This window comes from Streptomyces sp. NPDC047000, from assembly GCF_040644295.1.
In the GTDB taxonomy this organism is placed as follows: Bacteria; Actinomycetota; Actinomycetes; order Streptomycetales; family Streptomycetaceae; genus Streptomyces.
This window is the reverse complement of the sequence record NZ_JBEYWE010000002.1, coordinates 352,222-377,187: the sequence shown is the minus strand read 5'-3', so window position 1 is coordinate 377,187 and position 24,966 is coordinate 352,222. Positions and strand designations below refer to the sequence as shown.

Below are 24,966 nucleotides of genomic sequence, written 5' to 3'. Positions count from 1 at the left end.
GGGCGGCTGGGTCAGCCGAGGGCCTGCTTGAGGTCGTCGAGCAGGTCGGCGACGTTCTCGATGCCGACGGAGAGCCGTACGAGGTCGGCGGGGACCTCGAGCGCCGAGCCCGCGGCGGACGCGTGGGTCATCCGGCCGGGGTGCTCGATGAGCGACTCGACGCCGCCCAGCGACTCGCCGAGCGTGAACACCTGGGCGCGGTCGCACACCGCGACGGCGGCCTCCTCACCGCCCTCGACCTGGAAGGAGACCATGCCGCCGAAGGCCCGCATCTGCTTGGCGGCGACCTCGTGACCGGGGTGGTCGGGCAGGCCCGGGTACAGGACACGCGTCACGCGCGGGTGGCGGGTGAGCATCTCGGCGACCTTGCCGGCGTTCTCGCTGTGCCGGTCCATGCGCACGGAGAGCGTCTTGGTGCCGCGCAGCACCAGCCAGGAGTCGAACGGCCCGGCGACCGCGCCCATGGCGTTCTGGTGGTACGCGAGTTCCTCGCCGAGTCCCTGGTCGGCGACGATCAGGGCGCCGCCGACGACGTCGGAGTGGCCGCCCATGTACTTGGTGAGGGAGTGCACGACGACGTCCGCGCCCAGCGACAGCGGCTGCTGGAGGTAGGGCGTGGCGAAGGTGTTGTCGACGACGAGCCGGGCGCCGGCCTGGTGGGCGACCTGGGCGACGGCGGCGATGTCGGTGATGCCGAGCAGCGGGTTGGAGGGCGTCTCGACCCAGACGGCCCTGGTCTGCGGGGTGATCGCGTCCCGTACGGCCGCCGGGTCGGAGGTGTCCGCGACCGACCACTCGACGCCCCACCGGGAGACGACCTTGGCGAACAGCCGGAAGGTGCCGCCGTAGGCGTCGTTGGGGATGACCACGTGGTCACCGGGCCGGAGGACCGTACGCAGCAGGCAGTCCTCGGCCGCGAGACCGGACGCGAACGCGAGTCCGCGGCGGCCGCCCTCCAGCGCGGCGAGGTTCTCCTCCAGCGCGGTCCTGGTCGGGTTGGCGCTGCGGCTGTACTCGTAGCCGCCGCGCAGCCCGCCGACGCCGTCCTGCTTGTAGGTCGAGACCTGGTAGATGGGCGGGACCACGGCGCCGGTGAGGGGGTCGGCGGTGTTGCCCGCGTGGATCGCGAGGGTCTCGAAGTGCTGACTGATGTGCCTGTCGCTCATGCGCACCGAGGGTAGTCGGCGGGTACGCGGCGCGCTGGGCGAAGGGGGTACCGGGGCCGGACGGCGGGGTTCGCCTTTTACCCGTCCCGTCTGGTTCGCTTGACGCATGGCAATCCTCTGGGTCCTCACGTCGCTGATCGCGCTGAGCATCATGCTGCTGCCGTTCCTGCGGCGCAGGCGCGGCATGATCGAGCAGGTGCCGCCCGGGCACCCGGACGCCGCGGACCCGGCGGACTACGGGTTCGTGCGCGAGGAGGAGCTGGACGTCCGGATGCCCGGTCCCGACGAGGACCTCCTCGACGTGCTGGACCTGGTGCAGCGCACGCAGGACCACCGGGCGGCCGCTCAGCTGCTGGCCGGCACGGAGACCGGGGGCGAGCGGCGCTGGCAGCGGGTGCAGGCGTTCGCGGGCGCGGCGGCGCTGGAGCTCCAGCAGCGGCCGGGCGGGGTGAGCGAGACGCCGGGCGGCCAGTGGCTGCGGGTGTGGCGGGCCGAGGCGCCGAAGGACGCGGGCGGGGCGGCGGTGCACGCGGAGTTCCTGGCGCAGCAGGGGTGGCGCATGTCGGCGCCGGGGACGGACGAGTTCCGGATCATCATGGAGGAGGCGCGGGAGGCGGCGTCCCGGGCGGCGCTCCTCTCCCCCGACGACCCGGTCCCACACATCACCGAGCTCTCCGTCGCCCGCGGCCTGGCGTACTCCCGGCCGGAGTTCGAGAAGCTGTGGCTGAGGATCCTGGACCGGGCACCGCACCACATGGGGGCGCATCTGGCGGCGCTGCACTACTGGTGCGAGAAGTGGCACGGGTCGCGTGAGCTGGCGTACTCGTTCGCGGAGGCCGCGGCGGCGCGCGCCCCGCGCGGCTCACTGCTGGCGGCGATGCCCCTGTTCGCGGTCTTCGAGCACCTGCCGGAGGTGAACCTGGTCCAGGGCTTCTACCGGAGCGAGGTGGTGACGAAGGCGATCCACGGCGCGCTGTTCGCGGTGCACGAGGCCCGCCCCGACGACCCGATGCTGGCGCACGTACGCCATCTGCTGCTGTTCTTCCTGGTCCGCGCGGAACGCTGGGCGGAGGCGATGGACCAGCTCGTCCATGTGGACGGCCACATAGGAGCACTCCCCTGGACCCTGTCGCCGGACCCGGCGGCGGAGTTCGCGGTCTACCGGGCCCTGGCGGTGGCGGGCTACGAGGCGAACGGCGGCAACCCGGCCACGCTGAGCAGCTGACGCGGCCGACCGCCGCGTCACGGCCCAGGCCGCCGGACCGCCGCGCGGTCAGCCCTCCGTGCGGGCGGGCAGCCGCCAGCCCGGGCGCGGGAAGTGGCAGGTGTAGCCGTTCGGGTAACGCTGCAGGTAGTCCTGGTGCTCGGGCTCGGCCTCCCAGAAGGGGCCGACCGGCTCCACCTCGGTGACGACCTTGCCGGGCCACAGACCGGAGGCGTCGACGTCCGCGATGGTGTCCTCGGCGATCCGCTTCTGCTCGTCGTCGGTGTAGTAGATCGCGGAGCGGTAGCTGAGGCCGATGTCGTTGCCCTGGCGGTTCCTGGTGCTCGGGTCGTGGATCTGGAAGAAGAACTCCAGGATCGCGCGGTAGTCGGTCCGCTCGGGGTCGAAGAGGATCTCGATGGCCTCCGCGTGCGTACCGTGGTTGCGGTACGTCGCGTCCGGCACGTCACCGCCGGTGTATCCGACCCGGGTCGCCGTCACGCCCGGGAGCCGACGGATCAGCTCCTCCATCCCCCAGAAACACCCGCCCGCCAGCACGGCCCTCTGCGTCTGCGCAGCCATCACGGCTCCTCCGGTCGCTAGTCAGCTTGGTCGCCCGGGCTGCCCGGGTGGTGGCACACCACCGGCATCCGATGCTCGCCCTCTCCAACGCGCGAGGGCGCCGGGGGATTCCACGGCACGCCGTCCGTGTGCGGCGGCGGGACGTCCGGAACCGGTATGTGCGCGGTCGTCCGTCCGGCGTCCACGACGGCGGGGGCCCGTCAGTACTCGTTGCGGCGCCGCATGGTGAACGGGCGGCCGTCCGGGTCGACGAGGAGGCGGTGCAGCGGGGCGCAGAGGGCTCTCACCGCAGGTGAGAGGTGCGGTCGGCGGTAGGTGCGCAGGCGGCCCGGCGGCCTCGGGCCCCGGCGGCCGTTGTCGTGCCACGCGTCCAGGGCTGCGGCGCTCGCCGCGAAGGCGTCGAAGGCGGTCCCGGGATCGCAGAGCGGGTCGGGTTCCTCAGGGTTTCGGGGCGGGTCCCTGTCCAGGTGCTCGCGCGAGAGCTCCAGGCGCAGGTCCCTCGCGTACCGGCAGGCGCCGTCCCCGAGACCGCCCGGGTCGCGCGGCTCACGGGGGTCCGGCTGCTCGTCCAGGACGGCGCAGCCGAGTTCGGAGTCGTGGGTCCAGGAGCGGAGGTTGACGTTGTCGGAGCCGACGGAGGCCCACACGTCGTCGATCACACACGCCTTGGCGTGCACGTACACCGGTGTCCCGGCGTGGTTCTCCAGCCCGTACACCGCGACACGCCCGCCACCGGCGCGGCGCAGCCTCTCCAGCGCCGTGATCCGGCCGATCAGGTTCAGCGGCAGGGTGAGCCGGCCGTCCTGGTCGGGGAAGGACGGGACGACCGCGATCAGCCGCAGGCCGGGGTGGGCGGTCAGCGCCTCGGCGAAGGACTTCACCACGTGCGCGGACCACAGGTACTGGTCCTCCAGGTAGATCAGTGCGCGGGCCCGCCGCAGTGCCCTGCGGTAGCCGCGCGCGATGCTGCGTTCGCCGTCGGGGGCGAAGTCGTAGCCCCGCAGCAGCCGGTTGGGGTAGGTCCGCAGGACCTGGACGGTATGTGTACCGCGGGGCTCCGGGTCGGGCGCCTGGGGCGGCAGCGGGTCGGCCCGGGTGTCCTCCCGGTGGGCGAGTTCCCGCAGGCGCACGAGCGGACTGCGGCTGAGCGGGGCCGGGTCGTTCCAGCGCTCGCGGAAGCAGGCTTCGAGGTCGCCGACGGCCGGTCCGCGGATCGCGAGCTGGAGGTCGTGCCACGGCGGGCGCCGGCCGTACGCGGCGGCCATGGGCAGAGACTGCGGGTCGCCGCGGTGGGCCGCGTCGTCACGGCGGCTGTGACACAGGTCGATGCCGCCCACGAACGCGACGTCCAGTTCCGGGCGGCCGGGGTACCGGCACACGACGAGCTTCTGGTGGTGCGAGCCGCCGGGGCGCACCCGCATGTCGAGCAGGCACTCGCCGCCCGCCTCCTCGATCTCCTCGCCGAGATGCAGGTTCTCGCTCTCGCTGAACTGGAAGCGGTCCAGGTGGGAGCGCCAGACGAGCCCTTTGACGATCACCCCGCGCTCGGCCGCCTCGCGCAGGACGGTCCCGATCTCGCTGCCGGGACCGTCGAGGCGCTCGTCGGGGTCACCCCGCCAGTCGGTGAACAGCAGCAGGTCTCCGGCCCGCTGCGCACGGATCGCGCCCAGAAGCTCCGCGAAGTACACCGCCCCGTGGACGAGGGGCCGCACCAGGTTTCCGGCCGACCAGGCCGTACCGCCCCCGTCCGCTCCGGCCCCGTCCACTCCGCCCGATCGGCGGCTGTCCAGCCGTGTCGCGCCGTTGCCGCGTTCCCGCGCCGTCAGCAGCCAGTCGGTGAGTTCCACAGCCCAGAACCTCCAGACGACACCTCCGCGACCTCCTGGTGGTGTCTCCGGGTACCCGTTTCCCGCCCCGTCATCACTCCACGGCGATCCCGTGGTCCGTGAGGAGTTCCCCCGTGCCGTCCGGAGTCGTGCGGGCACGGTGCGCGCCCGCGAGGACGCGGCTCAGTCGCCCGAGAACCCGAAAATTCCCAGGTGGGTGGGCTCATCACCGGTGTACAGAACGACGTGGACGCCGGTCCACCGCATGCGGCACTCGTCAAGGAGTGTGTCCGCACGGTCGGGCCCTCCTCCGAGGGCCGCTCGGGCCTGGGCGAGAAGCTCCTCGAACTGGGGGACCGTGGGGCGGTCATTCCCGAAGTGGTGCACCCTGCGCTCATGTGCCAGGGGGCGCACCGTGCCGCAGTCCGCGACGTTGTGGTTCGAGGGGGCGGTCGTGGTGTGGACGACACGATCGATGTCGAGGATCGAGTGAGTCCCCTCCTCCCCCATGAACTCCTCGTCCTGCCACAGCTCCTCAAGATCCCGGTAGGTCGTGTCGTCGCCATAGAGTTCCTGGAATACCCGGGCGTGCAGTGCTTCCAGGGACTTCTCGACGGTTCCTCTGTACGGCGTGACGTACTCCCAGCCGCTGGCACCCATCGCGCCGCTCCTCCCCGTGTGACATCCGCAAGATCGCTGCCACTGTAGGGAGGAGCACTGACATACCGGTGTTCAGTCCCCGCACCCGGAGCCGGCATCGGCACGTCCCCTCGCGCGCCGCCCCTGTCCTACGAATCCGTGCCTTCGTCTCGGGCGCAGAAAACCGCTGGCGCCCCCACGCAGCGCCACCATGCTGTACGTCATGGAACGACCACAGCGTGAGATCCGCGCGACCTACGAAGCCACCACGATCACCGTCTACCAGGCCTACCCGCCGGAACTCGGCCTGCCCGCCGCCCGCGAGGGCAGGTTCCCGGCAGCGTGGAAGCGGGACAGGATGACGTGGATCAAGCCCTCGTTCCTGTGGATGATGTACCGCTGCGGCTGGGCCACGAAGCCGGGGCAGGAGACCGTACTCGCCGTCGAGATCACGCGCGACGGCTTCGAGTGGGCGCTGCGCCACGCGTGCCTGTCGCACCACGAACGCGGTCTGCACCCCGACCGCAGCACCTGGCAAAGCCAGTTGAAGCGCTCACCGACCCGCGTCCAGTGGGATCCCGAGCGCGATCTGCACCTCCGCCCGCTGCCCCACCGCTCGCTCCAACTCGGCCTCTCCGGCACGGCCGTTGCGCGCTACGCGGACGAGTGGACGGTCTCCGTCAGCGACGTGACGGAGCTCGCACACAAGGTTCAAGCGCTCGTCGGCCGGGGCGAGTTGGGCTCCGCTGCCCGACTGCTGCCCGAGGAACGGCCGTATCCTGCCGATGGGGACCTGCTGGCCCACCTGCGCCCCTGACCGTGCGCGACCGGCGGTCCGTGGACGCCTACTCCACCGCGATGCCGTAGTCCGTGACGAGTTCCTCCAGGCCGCCCGGGTAGCCCTTGCCGCCGAGGACGAAGTCCCAGTCGCCGTTGGGCCTGCGGCGGAAGGAGCCGAGGACCAGGGCGGTCTCGTGGGGCCGGCCGTCGGAGACGTCGAGTCGGCCGAGTTCGGTCATCGAGGGGTCGAGGAGGCGGATGCAGGCCCGGGTGAAACCGGAGAGGTCGGCGGCCGGGTTGACCTCGGGGTCGACGGCGGCCACGAGCACCAATCGGTCGGCCTCCTGCGGCAGTCCGTCGAAGGAGACGCGGAGCGCGGCCTTGTCGGGTGGGGCGGCGGGGAGCACGCGCACGGAACCGTCCGGTGTGCTCGGGTTGTTGAAGAAGACGAAGTGATCGTCGCCGAGCACCCGGTTGCCGCGGCAGACCAGCGCGCACACGTCCAGGGCGACGTTCCCGGTCCACGTCATGCCCAGGACGTTGTGGTCGGCCGGTGACGCGGGGTCCGGAGCCGTCGGCGTCGGGCGGGTCGCGGTGCGACGGGCGCCGTCGCCCAGGCGGCCGCGCAGGCCGTGGCGGTGCAGCAGGTCGACCAGTTCGGTCCCGGAGATCAGTTCCAGCGGCTTGCCGTCGGCGAAGGTGCGGGAACCGGGGCCGAACTTCGAGGTGGTCACGAGGACGCCCTTGTTGGCGCCGGCGTCCTGCACGGTGCCGTACAAGTCCCGTACGGCGGTGGGCGGGACCGTGTTGCGGTAGCGCTTCACCTGCACGACGATCTTGCCGCCGCGGATCGGCGTCGGATCCAGCGCGTCGACGTCCACTCCACCGTCGTTCGAGCGCTGCGTGGTGACCGCCTGCATCCCCATGGCGCGGAAGAGCTCGGCGACGAGGTCCTCGAAGGCGATCGGGTCCATCTCGTACAGGTCGGGTTCGTCGTCGCCGGCCGGTGTGACGCGGCGGTTCGCCACGTCCTGCGGCAGGCGGCTCGGCCGTACGGAGGTGAGCTGGTCGGGGCGGGCCGAGAGCTGCCCGCGCAGCGCACCGGCGAGGCAGCTTCCGGCGTCCACCTGCGCTATGTGCAGGTCGCCGAACGTCGCGCCCGGTGCCATGACGGTGGCGAGGTGGATGTGGCCCGGTCGGCCCGTCACGGGGTCGTGTCCGTCCACGTAGCCGTTCAGGGCCACGGACTCCAGCGCTCCCGGCTCGTCCGCCGCGAAGAGCTGGTGCAGGACGAGCAGCATGCACTGGGCCAGGACCTCCCGGTAGAGGGCCCGCCGCTGGGTCGCCGGCCGGGCGGTCTCCTTGTCCTGGTCCGTGCCGGACAGGTACCGGACCGACTTGGCCTCGGGTACGACGTCGTAGGCGGGCAGTTCCCAGTCCAGCACCAGTTGTCCGGCCGCCGGGTCGTAGGCCGCCGTGAACTGGCGGGGGAAGCCCTCCGGCCAGGCGGCGGAGGCGTAGAGGGCGGCGGAGAAGTACTCCACCACAGCGTCGGGGTCGCGGCGCCGTACCGCCTCCGTCAGCTCGGCGACGCCGGCGTTGTGCCGCCGTACCTCGGCTGACCGGGCGTCGGCCCGCCGCTGGTACTCCTGCTGGTACGCGGCGAACTGCTGCTGCCGTCGCGTTTCCGCCGCCTGGGCCGCGTACCAGTCACGTTCGAAGCGCGCACGGGCGTCGGCCTCGGCCTGCGCACGGCGGCCGGCGGTCCATCCGCGATCCGGCTGGTAGTGATCAGGGTTCGGCATGGACACCGGCTGCGCCAGGGGCCCCGGGGCGAAGGGCTCGGCCTCCTCGGGGCGCAGCAGGGTGGCGGCCCTGAAGGCCGGAGCCCGGCATCCCGTGGCGAGGAGCTCGCGCAGCCCCGCGACCTGCGCGTCCAGCTCCGCGGTGCGGCGCAGCGCTTCCGCCTGCCGGTAGGCGCGGTAGTCCTGGGCGACCTGCCGCTGGTAGGCACGCGCCTGTTGGGCTTCCTGCCTCTGTCGTCTGGCTTCGGCCTCCCGCTGACGCTGCTGCTGCCTCTGCAGCTCAGCCCAGACACCGACCACGCCGTGAGAGCGACGGCTCATCTACTTGCAGGCCCTCCCCGAAGGTGCCCCGGTTGTCCCCACAACCAGTTGTAACGGACCGACTCTATCCAGCCACGGCCGTCTTGCCTATCGACGCCCGCCGGACCCGCTCGATCAGCTGTCTCCGCAGGTCACAGCTGACCGTCGGTCGACCGGTCCGAGTGGGCCCGAGCCCCGGGCCCGGGGCTCAGGTGGGCGGTGAGGAAGCGGGCGGCGCGGTCGAGTGCGGCGTCCGCCTCGTCGAGGCGGCCGTAGTGGTGCTGGAAGACGTGCGGGAGGCCGGGCCCGACTTCGAGCGTGACCTCGACGTCGTCGGCGCCCGCGCGGCCGGCCAGCCGGACCGCGTCGTCGAGGAGCACCTCGTTCGCCCCGACCTGTACGAGGAGTGGGGGCAGTCCGGTGAGGTCGGCGAGGACCGGGCTGGCCAGGGGATGCGCCCGGTCGCCTGCGGCGACGTAGAGATCGGCGTAGGCGCGCAGGTCGGCCCCGGTGAAGATGGGGTCGGCGCTCTCCTTGGCACGGATGCTCCCGCCGGCGAGGGTGAGGTCGGCCCAGGGGGAGAACACGACCACGGCGGCCGGCTGCGGCAGCCCGGCCTCACGGGCGGCCAGCAGTGTGGCGATGCTCAGACCGCCACCGGCGGAGTCACCGGCCAGGACGAGATCCCGCGGGTCGGTGCCCGACGCCAGCAGCTCACGGTAGGCCGCGAGCCCGTCGTCGACGGCCGCGGGGAACGGGTGCTCGGGCGCCAGCCGGTAGTCCACCGACGTCGCGCGCAGCCCGGCGCGGCGGGCCAGTTCACCGGCCAGACCGGCGTGGGTGTCCGGTGAGCCGACGACGTAGCCACCGCCGTGCAGGAAGAGCAGCCGGCCACGGCCGGAGGCATCGGCAGGCTCCAGCTCCAGGGCGGGCCGGCCGCCCAGGACGGTCCGGCGGGTGACCACGTCCGGAGGGGCGGGGCGGGTGAGGGCCGCGGCGAAGCCGCTGCGCTGCTCCTCGGGACTGGGCCGGGTCTCGCTGCGAGGGGCGGAACGGAGCAGGGCGTCCAGGGCGTCGCGCTGCTGTCGGGACATGCGGGCCTCCAGGGGGCGTGGCAGGGCGGGGTGGGGCGCGAGGATGGATTCCTCGGAATCCATCTGTCGGGCATCAACCAGATTCCGGGGAAGATGATTCCCAGGAAACTACTGGAGGTGGAGATGACCCATGTCACCCCGGTCTTCATCGACCTGGTCCGCGTCGAGATCCGGCTCTACAACGCGGCGAGCGCCCGGCTGCGCGCCGAGCAGGGTCTCAGCCTGGGGCAGTTCGAGATCCTGGAGATCATCGACCGCGTGGCGGGGTGCCGCGTGCTCGACATCGCCGGCGAGCTGGCGATCACGGTGGGGGCCGTCAGCAAGGCGGTCGACCGGCTGGTGGCCGCGGGCTGGTGCCTGCGGGTCGCGCATCCGTATGACCGCCGCTCGTCCGTCCTGCGCCTCACCCCGGCGGGAGAGCAGCGGTTGGCGGCGTCCCGCCCGGTCGTCGAAGGCGAGCTCGCCGCACTGACCGCGGCGGTTCCGCCCGACGACCTGGCCCGCATCGCCTCGACCCTGGCCACCCTTCGCACGGCCCTGGAGGCGGGCGCCGCGGGCGGGCGGGGCGAGGGGACGGGCCAGGGCCGGGAGTGAGCCGGTCAGGCGGCCTTCAGCAGCAGTTCGGTGAGTTCGAGGGGCGTGGTGATCATGCAGTCGTGGCCGCTCCGCAGCTCCCACACCTGCGACGGAGCGCCGTTGGGCTGTGTGGGGGCGACAGGACGGCGGGCGACTCCCGGCGGCGTGCTGCCGACGCAGTGGATGTGCGTCCGGGGGATCATGTCCAGGGCCGGGTCGTCCAGCCGGACCGGCTGGAGGAAGCAGCGGACCGAGTCGTCCGAGAGCATCGTGCGCAGCCACGCCGTGTCCGCCGGGTCGGTGACGCCGAAGAGGCCCAGGGGCGCCGGTTGCTGCGGCAGGGGCGGGATGCGCCAGGGGGTGTCGGTGGAGGCGGCGGCGTCGATCAGGTGTTGGGTCATCGGCATGACGTCGAGAGCGGACTCACCGTCCTCCGGGACCATCGCGTCGACGTAGACAAGACCCGCGACCCGGTCCGGGACCTGGGCGGCCACGGCCGATATGACCATCCCGGCGTAACTGTGCCCGACCAGGATCACGTCGGTGAGGTCTTCCTCGGTGAGGAGACCGGCGACGTCGGCGACGTGGGTGTCGAGTCCGACGTCCGGACCGAGCAGGTGCTGCTTCTCGCCGTGGCCGGTCAGCGAGGGGGCGAACACCCGGTGCCCGGCCCGGGCCAGCAGAGGGACCACCCGGTCCCAGGCGCGCCCGCTGTGCCAGGCGCCGTGGACGAGGACGTAGGTCTTCGTGTGCGGTGTACTCATGGGAAAGACGCTAGGGAGCCGATAGGTACCTCTTGGTAACCTTCGGCTCATGCCCGACCCTGCCGGAAGCGTCTTCCTCGCCGACTGCCCCGCTCGGCTGGCCATCGAGATCATCACCGACAAATGGGCGGCCGTCGTCCTCTTCGCGCTCAGCCTCCGGCCGTACCGGCACGGCGAACTCGTCGATCTCGTCGGCGGCATCTCGCGCAAGGTGCTCACCCAGACCCTGCGCCGGCTCCAGGGTTACGGCCTGGTCGAGCGCCGCGCCTACGCGGAGGCGCCCCCGCGGGTCGAGTACAGCCTGACCGACCTCGGCCGGACCCTCGTCGAGCCCATCGCCGCCCTGACGGACTGGGCGAGGACGTACGGCGACGCCGTCGTCAGCTTCCAGGCAGCGGCGGAAGAGGCGGCAGAGGCAGAAGGGGCGTCTTCGTCCGGGGAGTGACCCGTACCGGGAAATCCGGTTGCCGGTGGCGGTGCGGTGCGCGTTAATACGGCGCATGGCGGATATCCAGGGCTCGTACGACGATCTGTTCATCGCGGTGCCGAACGCGCTGGCCGGGCTGCTGGACGCCGGGGACACGGGCGGCTCCGTCGCGGTCTTCGTGGACGGCGAGGCGGTGGTGGACGTCTGGGGCGGCTTCGCCGACGCGGGCCGCACGACGCCGTGGGAGCGGGACACGATCGCCGGCGTCTACTCCGTCACCAAGACGATGACCGCCTTGTGCGCCCTGATCCTGATCGACCGCGGCGATCTCGATCCCGCCGCGCCGGTCAGCCGGTACTGGCCCGAGTTCGCCGCGGCGGGCAAGGAGGGCGTGCTGGTACGCCACCTGCTCTCGCACACCGCGGGCCTCCCCGACTGGGATCGGCCGGTGGAGGACCTCTACGACTGGCCGACCGCGACGGCACATCTGGCCGCGCAGGCCCCGCAGTGGGAACCGGGGAGCGCGGCCGGATACCACTCCCTCACCTACGGGTTCCTCGTCGGCGAGGTCGTACGGCGGATCACCGGCCGCAGCGTGGGCGAGTTCTTCGCGGCGGAGGTGGCCGGACCGCTGGGCGCCGACTTCCACCTCGGGCTGTCCGCCGAGCACGACCACCGGGTGGCGCTCTCCGTCCCTCCGGCGGGGCGGGACGAGGACTACACCGCGAGCGCGGCCAACAGCGGCACGTCCCCCCGCCCCACGGCCACCTCCCTCCACGTCCGGGACGGCAACAGCGTCGCCTGGCGCCGCGCGCAGATCCCGGCGGCGAGCGGCTTCGGCAACGCCCGCTCGGTGGCCCTCGTCCAGTCGGTCCTGGCCTGCGGGGGATCCGTGGGCGGGGTACGGCTGCTGTCGCAGGCCGGCTGTGACCGCGCCCGGGAGGAGCAGTTCAGCGGCGACGACCTCCGTCTGAACATGCCGGTCCGCTGGGGGCTGGGCTACGGGCTGTTCGGCAACACCTTCGGGTGGGGCGGCTGGGGCGGCTCGCTCGTCGTGATCGATCCGGCGGAGCGGATGGCGGTGGCGTACGTGACCGACCAGATGCGCGAACCCGCCGAGGACACCCGGGGAATGGAACTCGCGATGGCCGCCTACGACGGGCTCAAGGGCCTGCGGGCCTGACCCTGGCGGCTGGCCCAACGGACCTGCGCTCAGCGCGCCTTGAGTGCGTCGACGAACGGCGCCCAGGCCTCACGGCCGACGACGAGGACGGCTCCGCCGGGGGCCTTGGAGTCACGTACGGGGACGGTGCCGGGGCAATGGGGTGCGATCTCTACGCAGTTGCCGCCGTCGCCGTTGCTGTAGCTGCTCTTGAACCAGAGCGCTTCACTCAGGTCGGTCCTGGTGACCGCCATGTTGTTCAGCGCGCCTTGAGCGCGTCGACGAAAGGTACCCAGGCCTCACGGCCGACAACGAGAACAGCTCCGCCGGGGGCCTTGGAGTCACGTACGGGGACGGCGCCGGGGCAATGGGGTGCGATCTCTACGCAGTTGCCGCCACTGCCATTGCTGTAGCTGCTCCTGATCCAGAGCGCTTCACTCAAGTCGGTTCGGGTGCTCGCCATTCCGGTATCCCTCTGCCGCTGTTCTGATCATGGCCAGGGACGTCTCCGGAGACAGTGCGACGGCCCTGAGCCGATCGTACGATCTGCGGTACTCCTCCACGAGGGCCGGGTCGTCGATCGTGACACCGCTGTGCAGCGACTCCGTGTAGACGAGAGGTGGAGCGTCCAGGAAGGTCATGACCATAACGGAACCGATCATGAAAGGGTGCGGGGCCGTTTTCCGCAGGACGAGTTGCGGGACGATGCGACGCCGATCGGTCAGTTCCACCACTCGGGACAGTTGGTCGGCCATCCCCTTGGGGGGCAGGATCGGGTCGGTGATCAGCGACTCGTCCAGGATGACCCAATAGGCCGGAGTGGTATGGCTCCTCTGGAAGATCTCGGCACGCTCCATCCGGGCGTTGACCTTCGTCTCGACTTCTTCGTCCAACGAGAGCGGATGGGTCGCCCTGACCACGGCTGCCGCGCACTCCGGAGTCTGTAGCAGTCCCGGAAAGACGTCGGGACACCACTCCTCGATGGTCTTGGCGCACTTCTCCGCCTCCAGAACATCCGCGAAGTACTCTCCGTGCCCGGTTCGCCGCGCCCGGCGCACGTCCTCGCAGTGCCGCTCGAAGAACCCGTCCGTGTCCAGCGCGCGATCCGCGTGCCGGGCGAGATCGAGCGGCATCCGCCGTTCGCCCCGCTCGATGTCGCTGAGGTACGACTTGCCGTAGAAGCTGCCTTCGAGCAGGCCCTCCAAGGACAGGCCCGCGGCCTCCCGCTTCCACCTCAACTCCGCGCCGTAGAACGTCGGAACGCTCGTGGAGCCGTCGATGTCCCTGCGTCGCGGCATGGTTCGCCCCGTTTCCGCTGCTGTTGCCGTGTATGCGAAATCTCTTTCACGGCAGGGGATCCGACGCCACTGTGTGAGCGAATCATCACAGAAAGCGACTCGACGCTCTCCAGGAAAGGCGCTCCCGGACCGTGAACCATCTCGAACTCAGCCTGCTCGCCACCCCCAAGGCGGTGCCGGAGCTGCGGCACCACCTGCGGCACCACGACTACGAAGTGCGCCTGTGCGCCACTGAGTTGGTGACCAATGTGATCGACCATGTCGGGGACGGCACCCCGGTGACCGTACGGGTGTCCGCCGCGGATCAGGGCCGTACGCGGATCGAGGTCACCGACCCCGACCCGCGCGCCCTGCCGACCCTGCTGCACGCCACCGCGACGGACGAGTCCGGGCGCGGGCTGGCCCTCCTGGACGCCCTCGCACTGCGCTGGGGCGTGCACCAGGGGCCGGGCCGCAAGACGGTCTGGTGCGAGCTGGGCGTACCGGCGGAAGCGGGTGGGACGGCACCGGACTGACGGCCGCCCTCCGGGACAGGAGGCGCTCACGGACGGGAATCCCCACCGGCGGGGCCGGGTTGCTGCGAGGGCAATGTCGACCACGGGGTGGACCGCGAGGAGGGGACGGGAGCCGATGAGCCTTCGTCAGTTCGAGTACGCCCTGGCCGTCGCCGAGGAGGGCTCGGTGACGGCGGCGGCGGAGCTGCTGCGCGTCGCCCAGCCGTCGGTGTCACAGCAGATCCGCAGCCTGGAGCGGGAACTCGGGGTGGAACTGTTCGCCCGCACGCCGAGCGGGCTGGTGCCGACCTCGGTCGGCCGCGCGTTCCTGCGGGAGGCGGAGGTCGCGGTGCGCGCGGCGCGACGGGCGAGGGCGACGGCGCAGGCCGGTGCCGAGGAGGTGGCGGGCGAACTGGTGGTCGCGGCGCAGCTCGGTCTGGGCACCCGGCAGTTGCCGGGCGCGCTGGGGGCGCTGCGCCGCCGCTTCCCACGGTTGGAGGTCACCGTCTTCGAGGAGCCGAACCCCGCCGAGCTGGAGCGGCTGGCACGCCGGGGCGTGCTGGACCTCGCGCTGATCGGCTCGGCGTGCGAGGAGGGCCTGTATCTGGGGCATCACCTCGGTGACGAGGAGTTCGTCGCGGTGCTGGGTACCGGGCACCCACAACTCGCCGCGAATCGGGTCGAGTTGCGCGCGCTGGAGCGGGAGCCGTGGGTGCGGTTCGAGCAGAGCAGCGCGCTCGACGGGCTGGTGCGGGGTGTGCTGCGGGACAACGGCCTGAGCCCGGTCACGGTCGCCCGGGTGTCCCAGGCGGCGACGGCGGTGCGCTGGGCCGCCCACGGGCTGGGGGTGACGCTCGTACCGGCCTCCGCGGTGCCCCATGGGTACGAGCACCTGACGCGTCCGGTGTTCCCGGTCGTGTCCGAGCCTGTCGTCGCCGTGGTCCGGCCGGTCCCGGGCCCGGCGGAGACCGCGCTGCTCGACCTCCTGCGCAAGGAGACCTGGTACGACACCGCCTCCTTCGCACCGGCGTCCTGACGGCGGGGACGCCCGTGACGGCGCGGGTGTCAGCTCCGGGGGAACTCGCCGCCGTCCACGAAGAGGTTGTTCCCGGTCAGCCAGTCCGCCCGGTCGGACACCAGGAACAGCACCGCCTCGGCGATGTCGTCGGGCCGGCCCTCGCGGCCCAGGGGCACGGTGACCTGGTCCTGGCCCGCGGTGGCCGGGTGCAGGCGCGCCCACTGCTCCCGCGTCGCCTCACCGCCGGGGGTGGCGACCCTGCCGGGGCTCACGGTGTTGACCCGGATCCCGAACGGGGCCAGTTCCAGGGCCAGTCCCCGGCTGTAGTTCTCCAGCGCCGCCTTCGCCGCCGTGTAGTGCAGGAACGCCGCCACCGAGGTGGGGACCGCGGCCGAGGAGATGTGCACGATCGCCCCCGAGCCCCGTTCCCGCATCCCCTGCGTGAGCAGCGCGTCCAGCCGTACCGACGCCAGGTAGTTCAGGTCCAGGGCGTCCTGCCACTCCTCGTCGGGAATGGCCGAGGTGTCCTCGTACGGCTGGGCCCCGCCCGCGTTGTCGACCAGGATGTCGACTCCGCCGAGCAGGTCGTGCGCGGCCGAGGCGAGTGCCTGGGCTCCGGCCCGGGTCCGCACGTCGGCCTCCGTGAAGAGGGCTCCTTCCGGCACCGGGTCCGGCGTCGACCGGGCGGTGGTGAGCACCTGGGCGCCCGCGTCCAGGAGCCGACGTACGACGGCCGCCCCGATACCGCGGGAACCTCCCGTGACCAGGGCCCGCTTTCCCGAGAATTCTCCCTTTTCCGGTCCGACTTCCATAATGGTCATGGCACCGCTCTCCTCTCGATCGTGCGTTTCTTCCGCTCGACGGAATACGGAGCGATATGCACGGGCCGGGAATTCTCGGCCTCCTCACGGTGCACGCCTCGTCGAGCTGTTTCACGGTAGGTCCGGGAAAGAGGGAGGGGCAAAGACGAAATATGAGCGGGGGACATAGGGAATTCCTATGGCGTGCCGGGTTCCCGGCGAGGCGGCGAAAGCGGGGCGGTGCCACACTGTCCGTATGAGTGGACACCGATCGGGAACGCGGCTGCTCACCCTCGCGGCCGTGTCGGCCGCCGTCTCGGCGGGCTACGGCCTGCTCGTCCGGCCGCGGCTGCTGACCTGGGGCGCGACCCGGGACGAGGCCACCCGCGTCTTTCCCGGCGACGAGATCGTCCTCGTGGCCGACAGTTCCTCCACGATGGCCACGACCCTTCCCGCTCCGCCCGAGGCGGTCTGGGCCTGGCTGGTGCAGATGGGCGGCGACCGCGGGGGCTGGTACAGCTGGGACTGGCTGGACCATTTCGGACGGCCGAGCGCGGACCGCATCGCACCCGAGTGGCAGACCCTGGCGGAGGGGCAACACCTGAACACGGCACCGGACGGCCGGTCCTGGTTCACCGTGGCGGTCCTGGAACCGAACCGGACCCTGGTCCTGCGGTCGGACCTGGAGCTGCCGTCCGGCCGCTCCTTCGACCCGGGGACGACCGGGTTCCCGCCGCGGGCCCGGATGGACGGGATCTGGGGCTTCCACCTGCGGCCGGCCGACGACGGCGCGAGCACCCGACTGGTGGTCCGCACCCGTGGCACGGGCCGCCCGCGCACCTTCAACCGGATCCTCGGCGTCCTGTTCGGGGAACCGGCGCATTTCATCATGCAGATCCGCCAGTTCCAGAACCTCCGCACCCGGGTCGGCACGACGGCCTGATCCCGGGAAAGGGCGGCTGCTCATGTGGTACGGCTGCGTGAGCGACAAGGCGGCGGTCGATCCACCGAACCCGACACCCCGCGCGTTGCACGGCTGGTCCACGCCCCGCACCACACCGCGGCCGTGACGCTCGACCAGCCCGGGCAGACGGGTTCTGATCCGAACGTCTTGTTCCTCTGCGCGTCGGGGCTGTGATGCCCCGGGGACGGGCGGTGGGCGGGTTAGCGTCGGGCCCGTTGCCGTTGCGGGTGTGGTGGAGGTGGTGGCGGGTGACGGACGGGGCGGCGGAGGGCGAGGGCGCGGGGAGCGGGGCGGGCGGGGGCCGGGAGCCGGTGTTCGGGGCGCCGTTGGGGGTGGTGGTGGCGCTGGCTCTCGCGTTCACGGTCACCGTCATCGATCCGCTGGTGCTCAATCTCAATCTGCCCCGGGTGAGCCGCGATCTGGACGTGCCGCCCGACAGGGTCGGCATGCTGAGCGGGGCCGCGACCCTCGTCATGGCGTCCTCCGTGCTCGCCGCGGGCACGCTCGGCGACGCCCTCGGGCTCAAGCGGCTGCTGCTGTGGGGGCTGGGCGTCGTCGCCGTCGTCGACCTGGCGTCCGTCTTCGCGCCCGGCTACGGCTTTCTGCTCGCCATGCGGTTCCTCGCCGGGCTCGGTATGACCGCGCTGCTCGCAGTGCCGCTGGCGCTGCTCAAGGTGGCCGTGCCCGACGCCAAACGGCCCCTGGCCATCGGGGCGCTCATGGCCGTCGAGATGATGCTGGCCGGCGTCGTCCCCGCGTTCACGGGGTGGGCCGTGGGAGCCGTCGGATGGCGGGTGCTCTTCCTCATCGGACCGGCGCTGTGCGCGGTCTCGTTCCGGCTCACCTGGCGGCGCGTCCCCGAGTCGCCCCGCCGGCGGGGGCGCCGGATCGACGTCGTCGGGATCGTGATCGTCGGGGTGAGTCTGCTGGGTCTCGTCCTCGGCCTCGCCAACGCGCAGAACGGGATCACCCGGCCGGAGACCTGGGTGCCGCTGCTGGTCAGCGCCTGCGGCTTCACGCTGTTCGTACGGCACTCCCGGCACACCCCGGAACCCGCCGTGGACCTCGCCCTCTTCCGCAGCGCCCCGTTCGCTGTCGCTCTGCTCGCCTCCCTCACCCTGAACTTCCTCGCCGCCGGGCTCGGCGTCGTCCTCGGCCAGTTCGGCACCGTCGTACTGGCCCTGTCCCCCGAGACCATCGGGCTGCTCTATCTCCCCGGCACCCTGCTGATCGCCGGGGCCGTGATCCTCGCCGGGCGCCTCGTGGGGGTGTACACCCCACGGCCCGTCATGATCACCGGGCTGCTCGTCATGGCGGGCAGCGGACTGCTGCTCGCCGGCACCGCCGGCCCCGCCATGGCCGTGGCACTCCTCGTCCTCGCCACCTGGATGTGCAACCTCGGCTCCCTGGTCACGTCCACCGCCGTGTCCGAGACCGTCCTCTCCGAGGCGCCGACCGGGCGGTCCGGGACGGTGGCCTCCGTGCAGATGGCCTTCGCCATGACCGGTTCCGCCTTCGGACCCACCGTCTACCTGCTGCTCCTCGACCTCTTCTTCCAGCAGCGCTGGCTCGCCGACGCCGCCGCGCGCGATGTGCCCGCGCAGCAGGCCGAGCAGTCCGTCGACGCCGTACGCGCCGCCATGGCGCAGGTCCCGGGCGGCGCCCAGTACGACCCCAACCTGCTCCAGAAGGCCTCCGGGCTCGACCTCGCGCTCGACTTCGCCGACGGGCTGCGGCTCACCATGCTCGTCGTCAGCGTCCTGCCGGTCGTGGTGGCGGTACTGGTCGCCGTGCTCATGCCCCGTCGCCGCCACCACCGCCGCAAGGCCGCCCGCTGACACGGCCGGGCCGCGCGGCTCCCGCAGGGGCGGGGGCGGCGCGGCCCGGTGATCGGATCTCCCCGGTGAGGGGGACGGTCAGATCGTCGACGTGTCGATCACGAAGCGGTAGCGCACGTCGCTGGCGACCACGCGCTCGTACGCCTCGTTGATCCGGTCGGCGGCGATCAGCTCGATCTCCGCGCCGAAGCCGTGCGCGGCGCAGAAGTCGAGCATCTCCTGGGTCTCCTGGATACCGCCGATGTTGGAGCTGCTGATGCTGCGGCGACCGCCGAAGAACGAGCGGAGCGGGATGTCGACGGCCTCCTCCGGCAGGCCCACGTTCACCATGGCGCCGTCCCTGCGCAGCAGCGAGAGGTACGCGGGGAAGTCGAGCGGCGCCGACACCGTGTTGAGGATGATGTCGAAGGTGCCCTTGAGGGAGGTGAAGGTCTCCGGGTCGGCGGTGGCGTAGTAGTGGTCGGCGCCCAGCTTCAGGCCGTCGTCCTTCTTGCGCAGCGACTGGGAGAGGACGGTGACCTCCGCGCCCAGCGCGTGCGCGATCTTGACGCCCATGTGGCCCAGCCCGCCGAGGCCGACGACCGCGACCTTCTTGCCGGGGCCCGCGTTCCAGTGCTTCAGCGGGGAGTACGTGGTGATGCCGGCGCAGAGCAGCGGGGCGGCCTCGTCGAGGGACAGGCCGTCGGGGACGCGGACGACGTACTTCTCGTCGACGACGATCTTCTCCGCGTACCCGCCGAGCGTAGGACGGCCGTCCTTGCCGGTGCTGTTGTACGTCCACACCGGGCCGCCGCCCGTGCAGAACTGTTCCAGGCCGTCCTTGCAGTTGTCGCACTCGCGGCAGGAGTCGACCATGCAGCCGACGCCCACCCGGTCACCGACCTGGAACTCCGTGACACCGGGGCCGACCTCCGAGACGACGCCCGCGATCTCGTGACCGGGGACCATCGGGAAGGCCGCCGGTCCCCAGCCCTCCCTGGCCTGGTGGATGTCCGAGTGACATATGCCGGCGAACTTGATGTCGATGAGTACGTCGGCCTCACCGACCGGCCGGCGCTCGATGGTGGTGCGCTCCAGCGGAGCCTTGGCGGCGGGTGCGGCGTATGCGGCGACGGTGGTCATGTGGAGGAGCTCCTGAACGCAGTACGAGGGTGGTACGGGGTGGTCTTACGGCTTCCAGCCTGCCCCGATCTCCTTCGGGTACCCAGACCACGCCTCTGCCTACGCCCAGCGTTCCTACCACTGGCGGGGTCAGGATGCCCTCGCCGCGCGCCCCCGGCACCCTCGCCACGCACCGCGCGGCACCCCGCCGCGTACGCGCGGCGGGGCGGGGCGGGGCGGGAACGGTTCAGGCCGTGGCGCCGGCGGGCCGCGCGTCCTCCGCCTCGGGGTCGCGCAGGGGCGGGATGAACAGGGAGAGGGCCAGCGCCACCACCGTGACCAGCGCGCCGAGCCAGAAGATCCACGAGTAGCCGGTGTCGAGGTAGAAGGCGGTGCCCTTGACGACGGTGCTGTCCGCGGCGAGGACGGCGTAGGCACCGGCGGTGACGATGGCGCCGAACAGGCTGATCAGCATGTTGAGCATGCCGCTCCCCAGGCCCTGCTCGTCGCGGGTGACGACGCCGACCACCAGGGCGGGGGCTCCCGCGACGACGACACCGGCGCCGATGTTGGCGATGCAGGAGGTCAGGGCGAGCTGGAGTTCGTTGCCGTGGCGGAAGCCGACGAGGGTGTAGCCGACGGCCATCACCACGAGGCCGGCGCACCAGATCCGGCGCGCGTCGAAGCGGCGCAGCAGGCGGCTGGCCAGGAGGCCGGTGCCGAACATCACCAGGTTCCAGCTCACGCTGACGACGGCGTTGTGGTGCGCGCTCCACCCGAGGCCGGCCGAGACACCGGGGATGTGCGGGTAGAGGGCCAGCAGGATGGCCAGGCCGGGCATCGTGAAGGCGACCGTCTGTGCCAGGCCGCCCGCGGTGAGCGCCAGGGCGACCGGGCGGCGGCGCAGCACCTTCAGGTCGAGGATGGGGTGGGCGCTGGACCGCTCGATGAGCAGGAAGACCGCGAGCGCCACGGTGCCGGCCACCAGCCAGCCCAGGGTGCGGGCGTCCGCCCAGCCCCAGCTCTGCCCCTGGCCGACGGCGTAGACCACGGCCGTCAGACCGCCGCCGAGGACCAGGCCGCCCAGCCAGTCGAAGCCGGTTTCGAAGGAGTGCCGCGGCGTCTCCGGGACCAGCAGCGCGACCAGGGTGAAGGCGACGGCGGTGGCGGCGGCGAGGAACCACAGGGCGCCGCGGTAGCCCCAGCCGTCGACCAGCCAGCCCGCCAGGAACGGCGAGACGAGGGCGACCAGGCCGACGCTGCTGCCCATGATGCCGCTGGCCGACTTGACCAGACGGGCCGGGAAGACGTCCCGCACCGCGGCGAACGACAGGGCGCCGAACGGCCCGTAGAACCCGGCGATCGCGCGGCCCGCGAGGACGAGCCAGAAGCTTCCGGCCAGGGCCGCCAGGGTTTCACCGAGGGCGCCGAGAGCGGTCATGGCGAGCATGACGCGCCGTTTGCCGTAGAGGTCTCCCAGCTTGATGACGAACGGGGTGAGCAGGGTGGACGTCAGGGTCAGGGTCAGTCCGAACCACACCACCTGGGTGGTGTGGAAGGCCTGCGCGACGCCCGCGGTGGCGTTGGCGCCGAGGATGCCCCCCGCGGCCAGCAACTGGGTCGGCCAGGCGAGTGCGATCAGCAGCAGGACGAGGCGGGGAGTCCACCGCCCGTCCGTGTCGGGGCGTGCTGCGGAGTCGACCGAGGGGCTTGATGACGTCGGCGTCATGCCAGCCCTCCTTTCACGGAGGTGCCGAGGGGAGAGTGAGCGCGCGGGGGGTGTGGGGCGCGGGAGAGGTGGGGCGCAGCACGTCGTTCACACGAACGTGACAGCGCGGCAACCTGTCGTGGCGTGGCTTGATGATGAGCCCGAACACCTAGTGGTTGCTAGGTTTCGGGATTATGACCCACATCACACAGGGCGTACAGGGCCGGCCGGGCGGGATCCCGGCGCCGCGACCGCCCCCGGTAGGGTTCTGCCATGGCGACACCCAGGGGACCGCGGGGTCAGTACACGGCGGGCCGCGCGCGGCGTACGCAGATCCTCGAGGCCGCGCTGCTGCGCTTCGGGCGGGACGGCTACCGCAAGACCTCCCTCGCGCGCATCGCCCGGGACGCCGAGATCACCGACGCCGGACTGCTGCACCACTTCCGGGACAAGCAGCAGCTGCTGCTCGCGGTCGTCGAGTACTGGCACGAGCGCATGGACGTGCAGTGGGAACGGGTCTCGGACTCGGTACGGGACGCCTTCCGCTGCCATCTGGAGGACACGGCGGAGACGCTGACCATGCCCGGCATGGTGGAGCTGGCCGTCGTCCTCACCGCCGAGGCCACCGCGCCCGACCATCCGGCGCACGGCCACTTCACCACCTGGCAGGAGAAGGGCGTGAGGGAGCTCGCCGACCGGCTGCGGGTCGGCAGCACCACCGGTGAGCTGCGGCCCGGCCTGGACCACGAGGGCATAGCCCGCGAGTGCGCGGCGCTGGACGCGGGGCTGCTGCAACAGTGGCTGGCCGGCGGGCGGTCCTTCGACCTCGTCGCCGTCATGCGCGGCCACCTCGACCGCCTCCTGCGGAGCATCTCCAGCGACGGCCAGGGGCTGTAACCCGGGGACCCGGCGGCGCCGGTTCCGTGCCACCACTCCAGTTTATTGTCATGTACGCGTCATTTCAACATCTGCGCCACTACGCCCCGAACGGCATGAGACGCACCTCACACCACTCAACACCTAGTTTTCACTAGGTATTGGCCGCATGATCGGTCCTGCTCACCCCCGGTGCTGAGAGAGGCCGCCATGCACCACCACCAGTGGACCGCCCGAGTCGTCAGCCCCCGCCCCTGGGCCCCGGGTCCGGATCCGGACCCCACACCCGCCGACGGGCCCCGCCCGGCCGCCCTGCTGCGGGCCGAGTTCACCGCGCGGGCAGCGGTACGGTCGGCCCGGCTGCTGGTCACGGCCCTCGGCGTCTACGAGCTGGAGATCAACGGCAGCCCGGTGGGCGACCACGTCCTGGCACCCGGCTGGACGAGCTACCGCCACCGCCACCGCTACCAGTCCTTCGACGTCACCGACCGGCTCCGCGAGGGCCGCAACGCCTGGGGCGCCCAGCTGGCCGACGGCTGGTACCGGGGCCTGCTCGGCTTCAACGGCGGCACCCGGGACATCTACGGCCCGCACATCGGGCTGCTGGCCGAACTGCGCGTCGAGTACGCCGACGGCTCCGCCGAGACCGTCGCCACCGGGGACGGCTGGCGCTGGAGCCCCGGGCCCGTCCTGGCCGCCGGACTGTACGAGGGCGAGGAGTACGACGCCCGGCGCGAACAGCCGGGCTTCAGCGAGCCGGGCTTCGACGACTCGGCGTGGCGGCCCGCCGCCGTCCTGGACTTCGACACCGGTGTCCTCTTCCCCGCGGACAGCCCGCCGGTGCGCCGTACCGAACACCTCACGCCCGTCGCGGTGACCGTCTCGCCCACCGGCCGTACCGTCCTCGACTTCGGCCAGAACCTCGTCGGGCGGCTGCGCATCCGCGTGCGCGGCGAGGCCGGCCGCACCGTCACCCTGCGCCACGCCGAGGTCCTTCAGGACGGTGACCTGTGCACACGCCCGCTGCGGCACGCCACCGCCACCGACCGCTACGTCCTGCGCGGCGACCCGGCGGGCGAGGAGTGGGAGCCCCGCTTCACCTTCCACGGCTTCCGCTACGCCGACGTCGATGGCTGGCCCGGCCCGCTCGACCCCGCCGACGTCACCGCGGTGGTCGTCCACAGCGACCTGCGGCGCACGGGCTGGTTCTCCTGCTCGGACGACTCGCTCAACCGCCTGCACGAGAACGTGGTCCGGGGCATGCGCGGCAACTTCGTCGACGTGCCCACCGACTGCCCGCAGCGCGACGAACGGCTCGGCTGGACCGGTGACGTGCAGGTCTTCGCCCCCACCGCCGCCTTCCTCTACGACGTCCGTGACTTCCTGCGCTCCTGGCTGCGCGACCTCGCCGCCGACCAGGAGGCCGACGCGCGGCGCGTCCCGCCGGTGTTCAGCCCGGACATCCCGGTGATCACGCCGGTACCCCTGCCGCCCGGCAACCCGCCGATGGCCGGCTGGTGCGACGCGGCCGTCATCGTCCCCTGGGTGCTGTACGAGCGCTACGGGGACACCGACGTCCTGCGCGTCCAGTACCCCTCCATGCGCGCCTGGGTCGACGCCGTCGACCGCATCGCCGGGCCCGGCCGGATCTGGGGCGAGGGGTTCCAGTTCGGTGACTGGCTCGACCCGTCCGCCCCGGCGGACGACCCCGGCCGCGCGATGACGTCGTCCGTCCTCGTCGCCACCGCGTACTTCGCCCGCTCCGCGCGGCTGCTGGCCCGTACCGCGGAGGTCCTGGGCGAGGCGGCCGACGCCGCCCACCACCACGCTCTGGCCGACGCGGTCCGCGACGCCTTCCTCGCCCGCTTCCACACCGGCGGCGGGCACCTGACGGAACAGACCCAGACCGCCTACGCGCTCGCGCTCTCGTTCCGTCTGCTGGAGGACGACGACGAGCGCGCCGGGGCGGGACGCCGGCTGGCGGACCTGGTGGCCGAGGGCGGCCACCGCATCGGCACCGGCTTCCTCGGCACCCCGCTGGTGTGCGACGCGCTGACCGGCACCGGGCACGTCGACACCGCGTACCGGCTGCTGACCCAGCGGTCCTGCCCGTCCTGGCTCTACCAGGTCGACATGGGCGCCACCACCGTGTGGGAGCGCTGGGACAGCATGCTGCCCGACGGCAGCGTCCATCCGGGTGAGATGACCTCCTTCAACCACTACGCGCTCGGAGCGGTGGCCGACTGGATGCACCGCACCGTCGCCGGCCTGGCCCCCGCCGGGCCCGGCTACCGGCGGCTGACGGTGCGGCCCCGCCCCGGAGCCGGTCTGACCTGGGCACGGGCCGAACACGACACGCCGTACGGTCGGGCCGGCACCGGCTGGCGCGTCGAGGACGGCGACCTGCTCGTCGACGTCGTCGTACCGCCCGGCGTCACCGCCACCGTCGACCTCCCCGGTACGGAGCCCACGGAGGCCGGCCCCGGCCGCCACTCCTTCCGCGCCCCGCTGACCGCGCCCACCCGCTGACACCCGCGGGCCCCC

General features: G+C 72.2%; 24 protein-coding genes. 11 read left to right on the top strand and 13 right to left on the bottom strand.

Annotation, left to right across the window (positions count from 1 at the left end; all coding sequences use genetic code 11):
- Positions 1–11: 11 nt before the first annotated feature.
- Positions 12–1,166, bottom strand: coding sequence for a cystathionine gamma-synthase (locus tag ABZ862_RS05020; RefSeq protein ID WP_360952354.1), 1,155 nt, complete (start codon positions 1,164–1,166; stop codon positions 12–14).
- Between the two features lie 106 nt (positions 1,167–1,272).
- On the opposite strand from ABZ862_RS05020, the gene ABZ862_RS05015 reads away from it, so the two are divergent.
- Positions 1,273–2,391 (top strand): hypothetical protein, encoded by a 1,119-nt coding sequence (locus ABZ862_RS05015; protein WP_360952351.1) that lies wholly within the window; start codon positions 1,273–1,275, stop codon positions 2,389–2,391.
- Positions 2,392–2,439: 48 nt separating this feature from the next.
- Here ABZ862_RS05015 and msrA read toward each other — a convergent pair whose 3' ends face one another.
- The 3 genes from msrA to ABZ862_RS05000 all read right to left on the bottom strand — a co-directional run bounded on the left by msrA (position 2,440) and on the right by ABZ862_RS05000 (position 5,438).
- A complete protein-coding gene (gene msrA, locus ABZ862_RS05010) occupies positions 2,440–2,952 on the bottom strand; it encodes a peptide-methionine (S)-S-oxide reductase MsrA (RefSeq protein WP_360952348.1) in 513 nt (170 codons plus the stop codon).
- A 200-nt stretch (positions 2,953–3,152) separates the two neighbouring features.
- Entirely contained in the window at positions 3,153–4,799 is a 1,647-nt protein-coding gene (locus ABZ862_RS05005) for a phospholipase D-like domain-containing protein (protein WP_360952345.1), read from the bottom strand.
- Between the two features lie 162 nt (positions 4,800–4,961).
- Positions 4,962–5,438 (bottom strand): hypothetical protein, encoded by a 477-nt coding sequence (locus tag ABZ862_RS05000; RefSeq protein WP_360952342.1) that lies wholly within the window; start codon positions 5,436–5,438, stop codon positions 4,962–4,964.
- A 202-nt stretch (positions 5,439–5,640) separates the two neighbouring features.
- On the opposite strand from ABZ862_RS05000, the gene ABZ862_RS04995 reads away from it, so the two are divergent.
- Entirely contained in the window at positions 5,641–6,234 is a 594-nt protein-coding gene (locus tag ABZ862_RS04995) for a DUF4291 domain-containing protein (RefSeq protein WP_360952339.1), read from the top strand.
- 28 nt (positions 6,235–6,262) lie between these two features.
- Here ABZ862_RS04995 and ABZ862_RS04990 read toward each other — a convergent pair whose 3' ends face one another.
- Positions 6,263–8,323: a restriction endonuclease gene (locus tag ABZ862_RS04990; RefSeq protein WP_360952336.1), complete on the bottom strand. Its 2,061-nt coding sequence runs from the start codon at positions 8,321–8,323 to the stop codon at positions 6,263–6,265.
- Positions 8,324–8,454: 131 nt separating this feature from the next.
- Positions 8,455–9,396, bottom strand: a complete 942-nt coding sequence (locus ABZ862_RS04985; RefSeq protein WP_360953095.1) for an alpha/beta hydrolase — start codon at positions 9,394–9,396, stop codon at positions 8,455–8,457.
- A gap of 123 nt (positions 9,397–9,519) precedes the next feature.
- Between ABZ862_RS04985 and ABZ862_RS04980 the strand changes: the two genes are divergently transcribed.
- Positions 9,520–9,990, top strand: coding sequence for a MarR family winged helix-turn-helix transcriptional regulator (locus ABZ862_RS04980; protein ID WP_360952333.1), 471 nt, complete (start codon positions 9,520–9,522; stop codon positions 9,988–9,990).
- Positions 9,991–9,995: 5 nt separating this feature from the next.
- Here ABZ862_RS04980 and ABZ862_RS04975 read toward each other — a convergent pair whose 3' ends face one another.
- Entirely contained in the window at positions 9,996–10,736 is a 741-nt protein-coding gene (locus ABZ862_RS04975) for an alpha/beta fold hydrolase (RefSeq protein WP_360952330.1), read from the bottom strand.
- A gap of 49 nt (positions 10,737–10,785) precedes the next feature.
- Between ABZ862_RS04975 and ABZ862_RS04970 the strand changes: the two genes are divergently transcribed.
- Positions 10,786–11,181, top strand: a complete 396-nt coding sequence (locus tag ABZ862_RS04970) for a helix-turn-helix domain-containing protein (protein WP_360952327.1) — start codon at positions 10,786–10,788, stop codon at positions 11,179–11,181.
- 55 nt (positions 11,182–11,236) lie between these two features.
- Complete coding sequence (locus tag ABZ862_RS04965) at positions 11,237–12,346, top strand: serine hydrolase domain-containing protein (protein ID WP_360952324.1); 1,110 nt, start codon at positions 11,237–11,239, stop codon at positions 12,344–12,346.
- Between the two features lie 29 nt (positions 12,347–12,375).
- Here the strand turns inward: ABZ862_RS04965 and ABZ862_RS04960 are convergent, their stop codons facing one another.
- Genes ABZ862_RS04960 through ABZ862_RS04950 form a run of 3 tightly spaced genes read right to left on the bottom strand, consistent with a single transcriptional unit; the run spans position 12,376 to position 13,623 of the window.
- Entirely contained in the window at positions 12,376–12,579 is a 204-nt protein-coding gene (locus tag ABZ862_RS04960) for a DUF397 domain-containing protein (protein WP_360952321.1), read from the bottom strand.
- A 5-nt stretch (positions 12,580–12,584) separates the two neighbouring features.
- Complete coding sequence (locus tag ABZ862_RS04955; protein WP_360952318.1) at positions 12,585–12,788, bottom strand: DUF397 domain-containing protein; 204 nt, start codon at positions 12,786–12,788, stop codon at positions 12,585–12,587.
- Positions 12,760–13,623, bottom strand: a complete 864-nt coding sequence (locus ABZ862_RS04950; protein ID WP_360952315.1) for a helix-turn-helix transcriptional regulator — start codon at positions 13,621–13,623, stop codon at positions 12,760–12,762. The genes ABZ862_RS04955 and ABZ862_RS04950 overlap by 29 nt, the downstream gene beginning before the upstream one ends.
- Positions 13,624–13,754: 131 nt before the next feature.
- Here ABZ862_RS04950 and ABZ862_RS04945 point away from each other — a divergent pair, with 131 nt between their 5' ends.
- Entirely contained in the window at positions 13,755–14,138 is a 384-nt protein-coding gene (locus ABZ862_RS04945) for an ATP-binding protein (RefSeq protein ID WP_360952312.1), read from the top strand.
- 115 nt (positions 14,139–14,253) lie between these two features.
- Positions 14,254–15,153, top strand: coding sequence for a LysR family transcriptional regulator (locus ABZ862_RS04940; RefSeq protein ID WP_360952309.1), 900 nt, complete (start codon positions 14,254–14,256; stop codon positions 15,151–15,153).
- A 29-nt stretch (positions 15,154–15,182) separates the two neighbouring features.
- Here ABZ862_RS04940 and ABZ862_RS04935 read toward each other — a convergent pair whose 3' ends face one another.
- Positions 15,183–15,956: an oxidoreductase gene (locus ABZ862_RS04935; RefSeq protein ID WP_360952306.1), complete on the bottom strand. Its 774-nt coding sequence runs from the start codon at positions 15,954–15,956 to the stop codon at positions 15,183–15,185.
- 235 nt (positions 15,957–16,191) lie between these two features.
- On the opposite strand from ABZ862_RS04935, the gene ABZ862_RS04930 reads away from it, so the two are divergent.
- Entirely contained in the window at positions 16,192–16,878 is a 687-nt protein-coding gene (locus tag ABZ862_RS04930; RefSeq protein WP_360952303.1) for a hypothetical protein, read from the top strand.
- A gap of 269 nt (positions 16,879–17,147) precedes the next feature.
- A complete protein-coding gene (locus ABZ862_RS04925) occupies positions 17,148–18,737 on the top strand; it encodes an MFS transporter (RefSeq protein WP_360952300.1) in 1,590 nt (529 codons plus the stop codon).
- Between the two features lie 78 nt (positions 18,738–18,815).
- Here ABZ862_RS04925 and ABZ862_RS04920 read toward each other — a convergent pair whose 3' ends face one another.
- On the bottom strand, positions 18,816–19,859 hold the full coding sequence (locus tag ABZ862_RS04920; RefSeq protein WP_360952297.1) for an NAD(P)-dependent alcohol dehydrogenase: 1,044 nt from the start codon (positions 19,857–19,859) through the stop codon (positions 18,816–18,818).
- Positions 19,860–20,085: 226 nt separating this feature from the next.
- The gene (locus ABZ862_RS04915; RefSeq protein WP_360952294.1) at positions 20,086–21,567 is read right to left on the bottom strand and encodes an MFS transporter; all 1,482 of its coding nucleotides are present in this window, start codon (positions 21,565–21,567) and stop codon (positions 20,086–20,088) included.
- 252 nt (positions 21,568–21,819) lie between these two features.
- Between ABZ862_RS04915 and ABZ862_RS04910 the strand changes: the two genes are divergently transcribed.
- Positions 21,820–22,443 (top strand): TetR/AcrR family transcriptional regulator, encoded by a 624-nt coding sequence (locus tag ABZ862_RS04910; RefSeq protein ID WP_360952291.1) that lies wholly within the window; start codon positions 21,820–21,822, stop codon positions 22,441–22,443.
- A 189-nt stretch (positions 22,444–22,632) separates the two neighbouring features.
- A complete protein-coding gene (locus ABZ862_RS04905; protein WP_360952288.1) occupies positions 22,633–24,951 on the top strand; it encodes a glycoside hydrolase family 78 protein in 2,319 nt (772 codons plus the stop codon).
- The last annotated feature ends 15 nt before the right edge of the window (positions 24,952–24,966 follow it).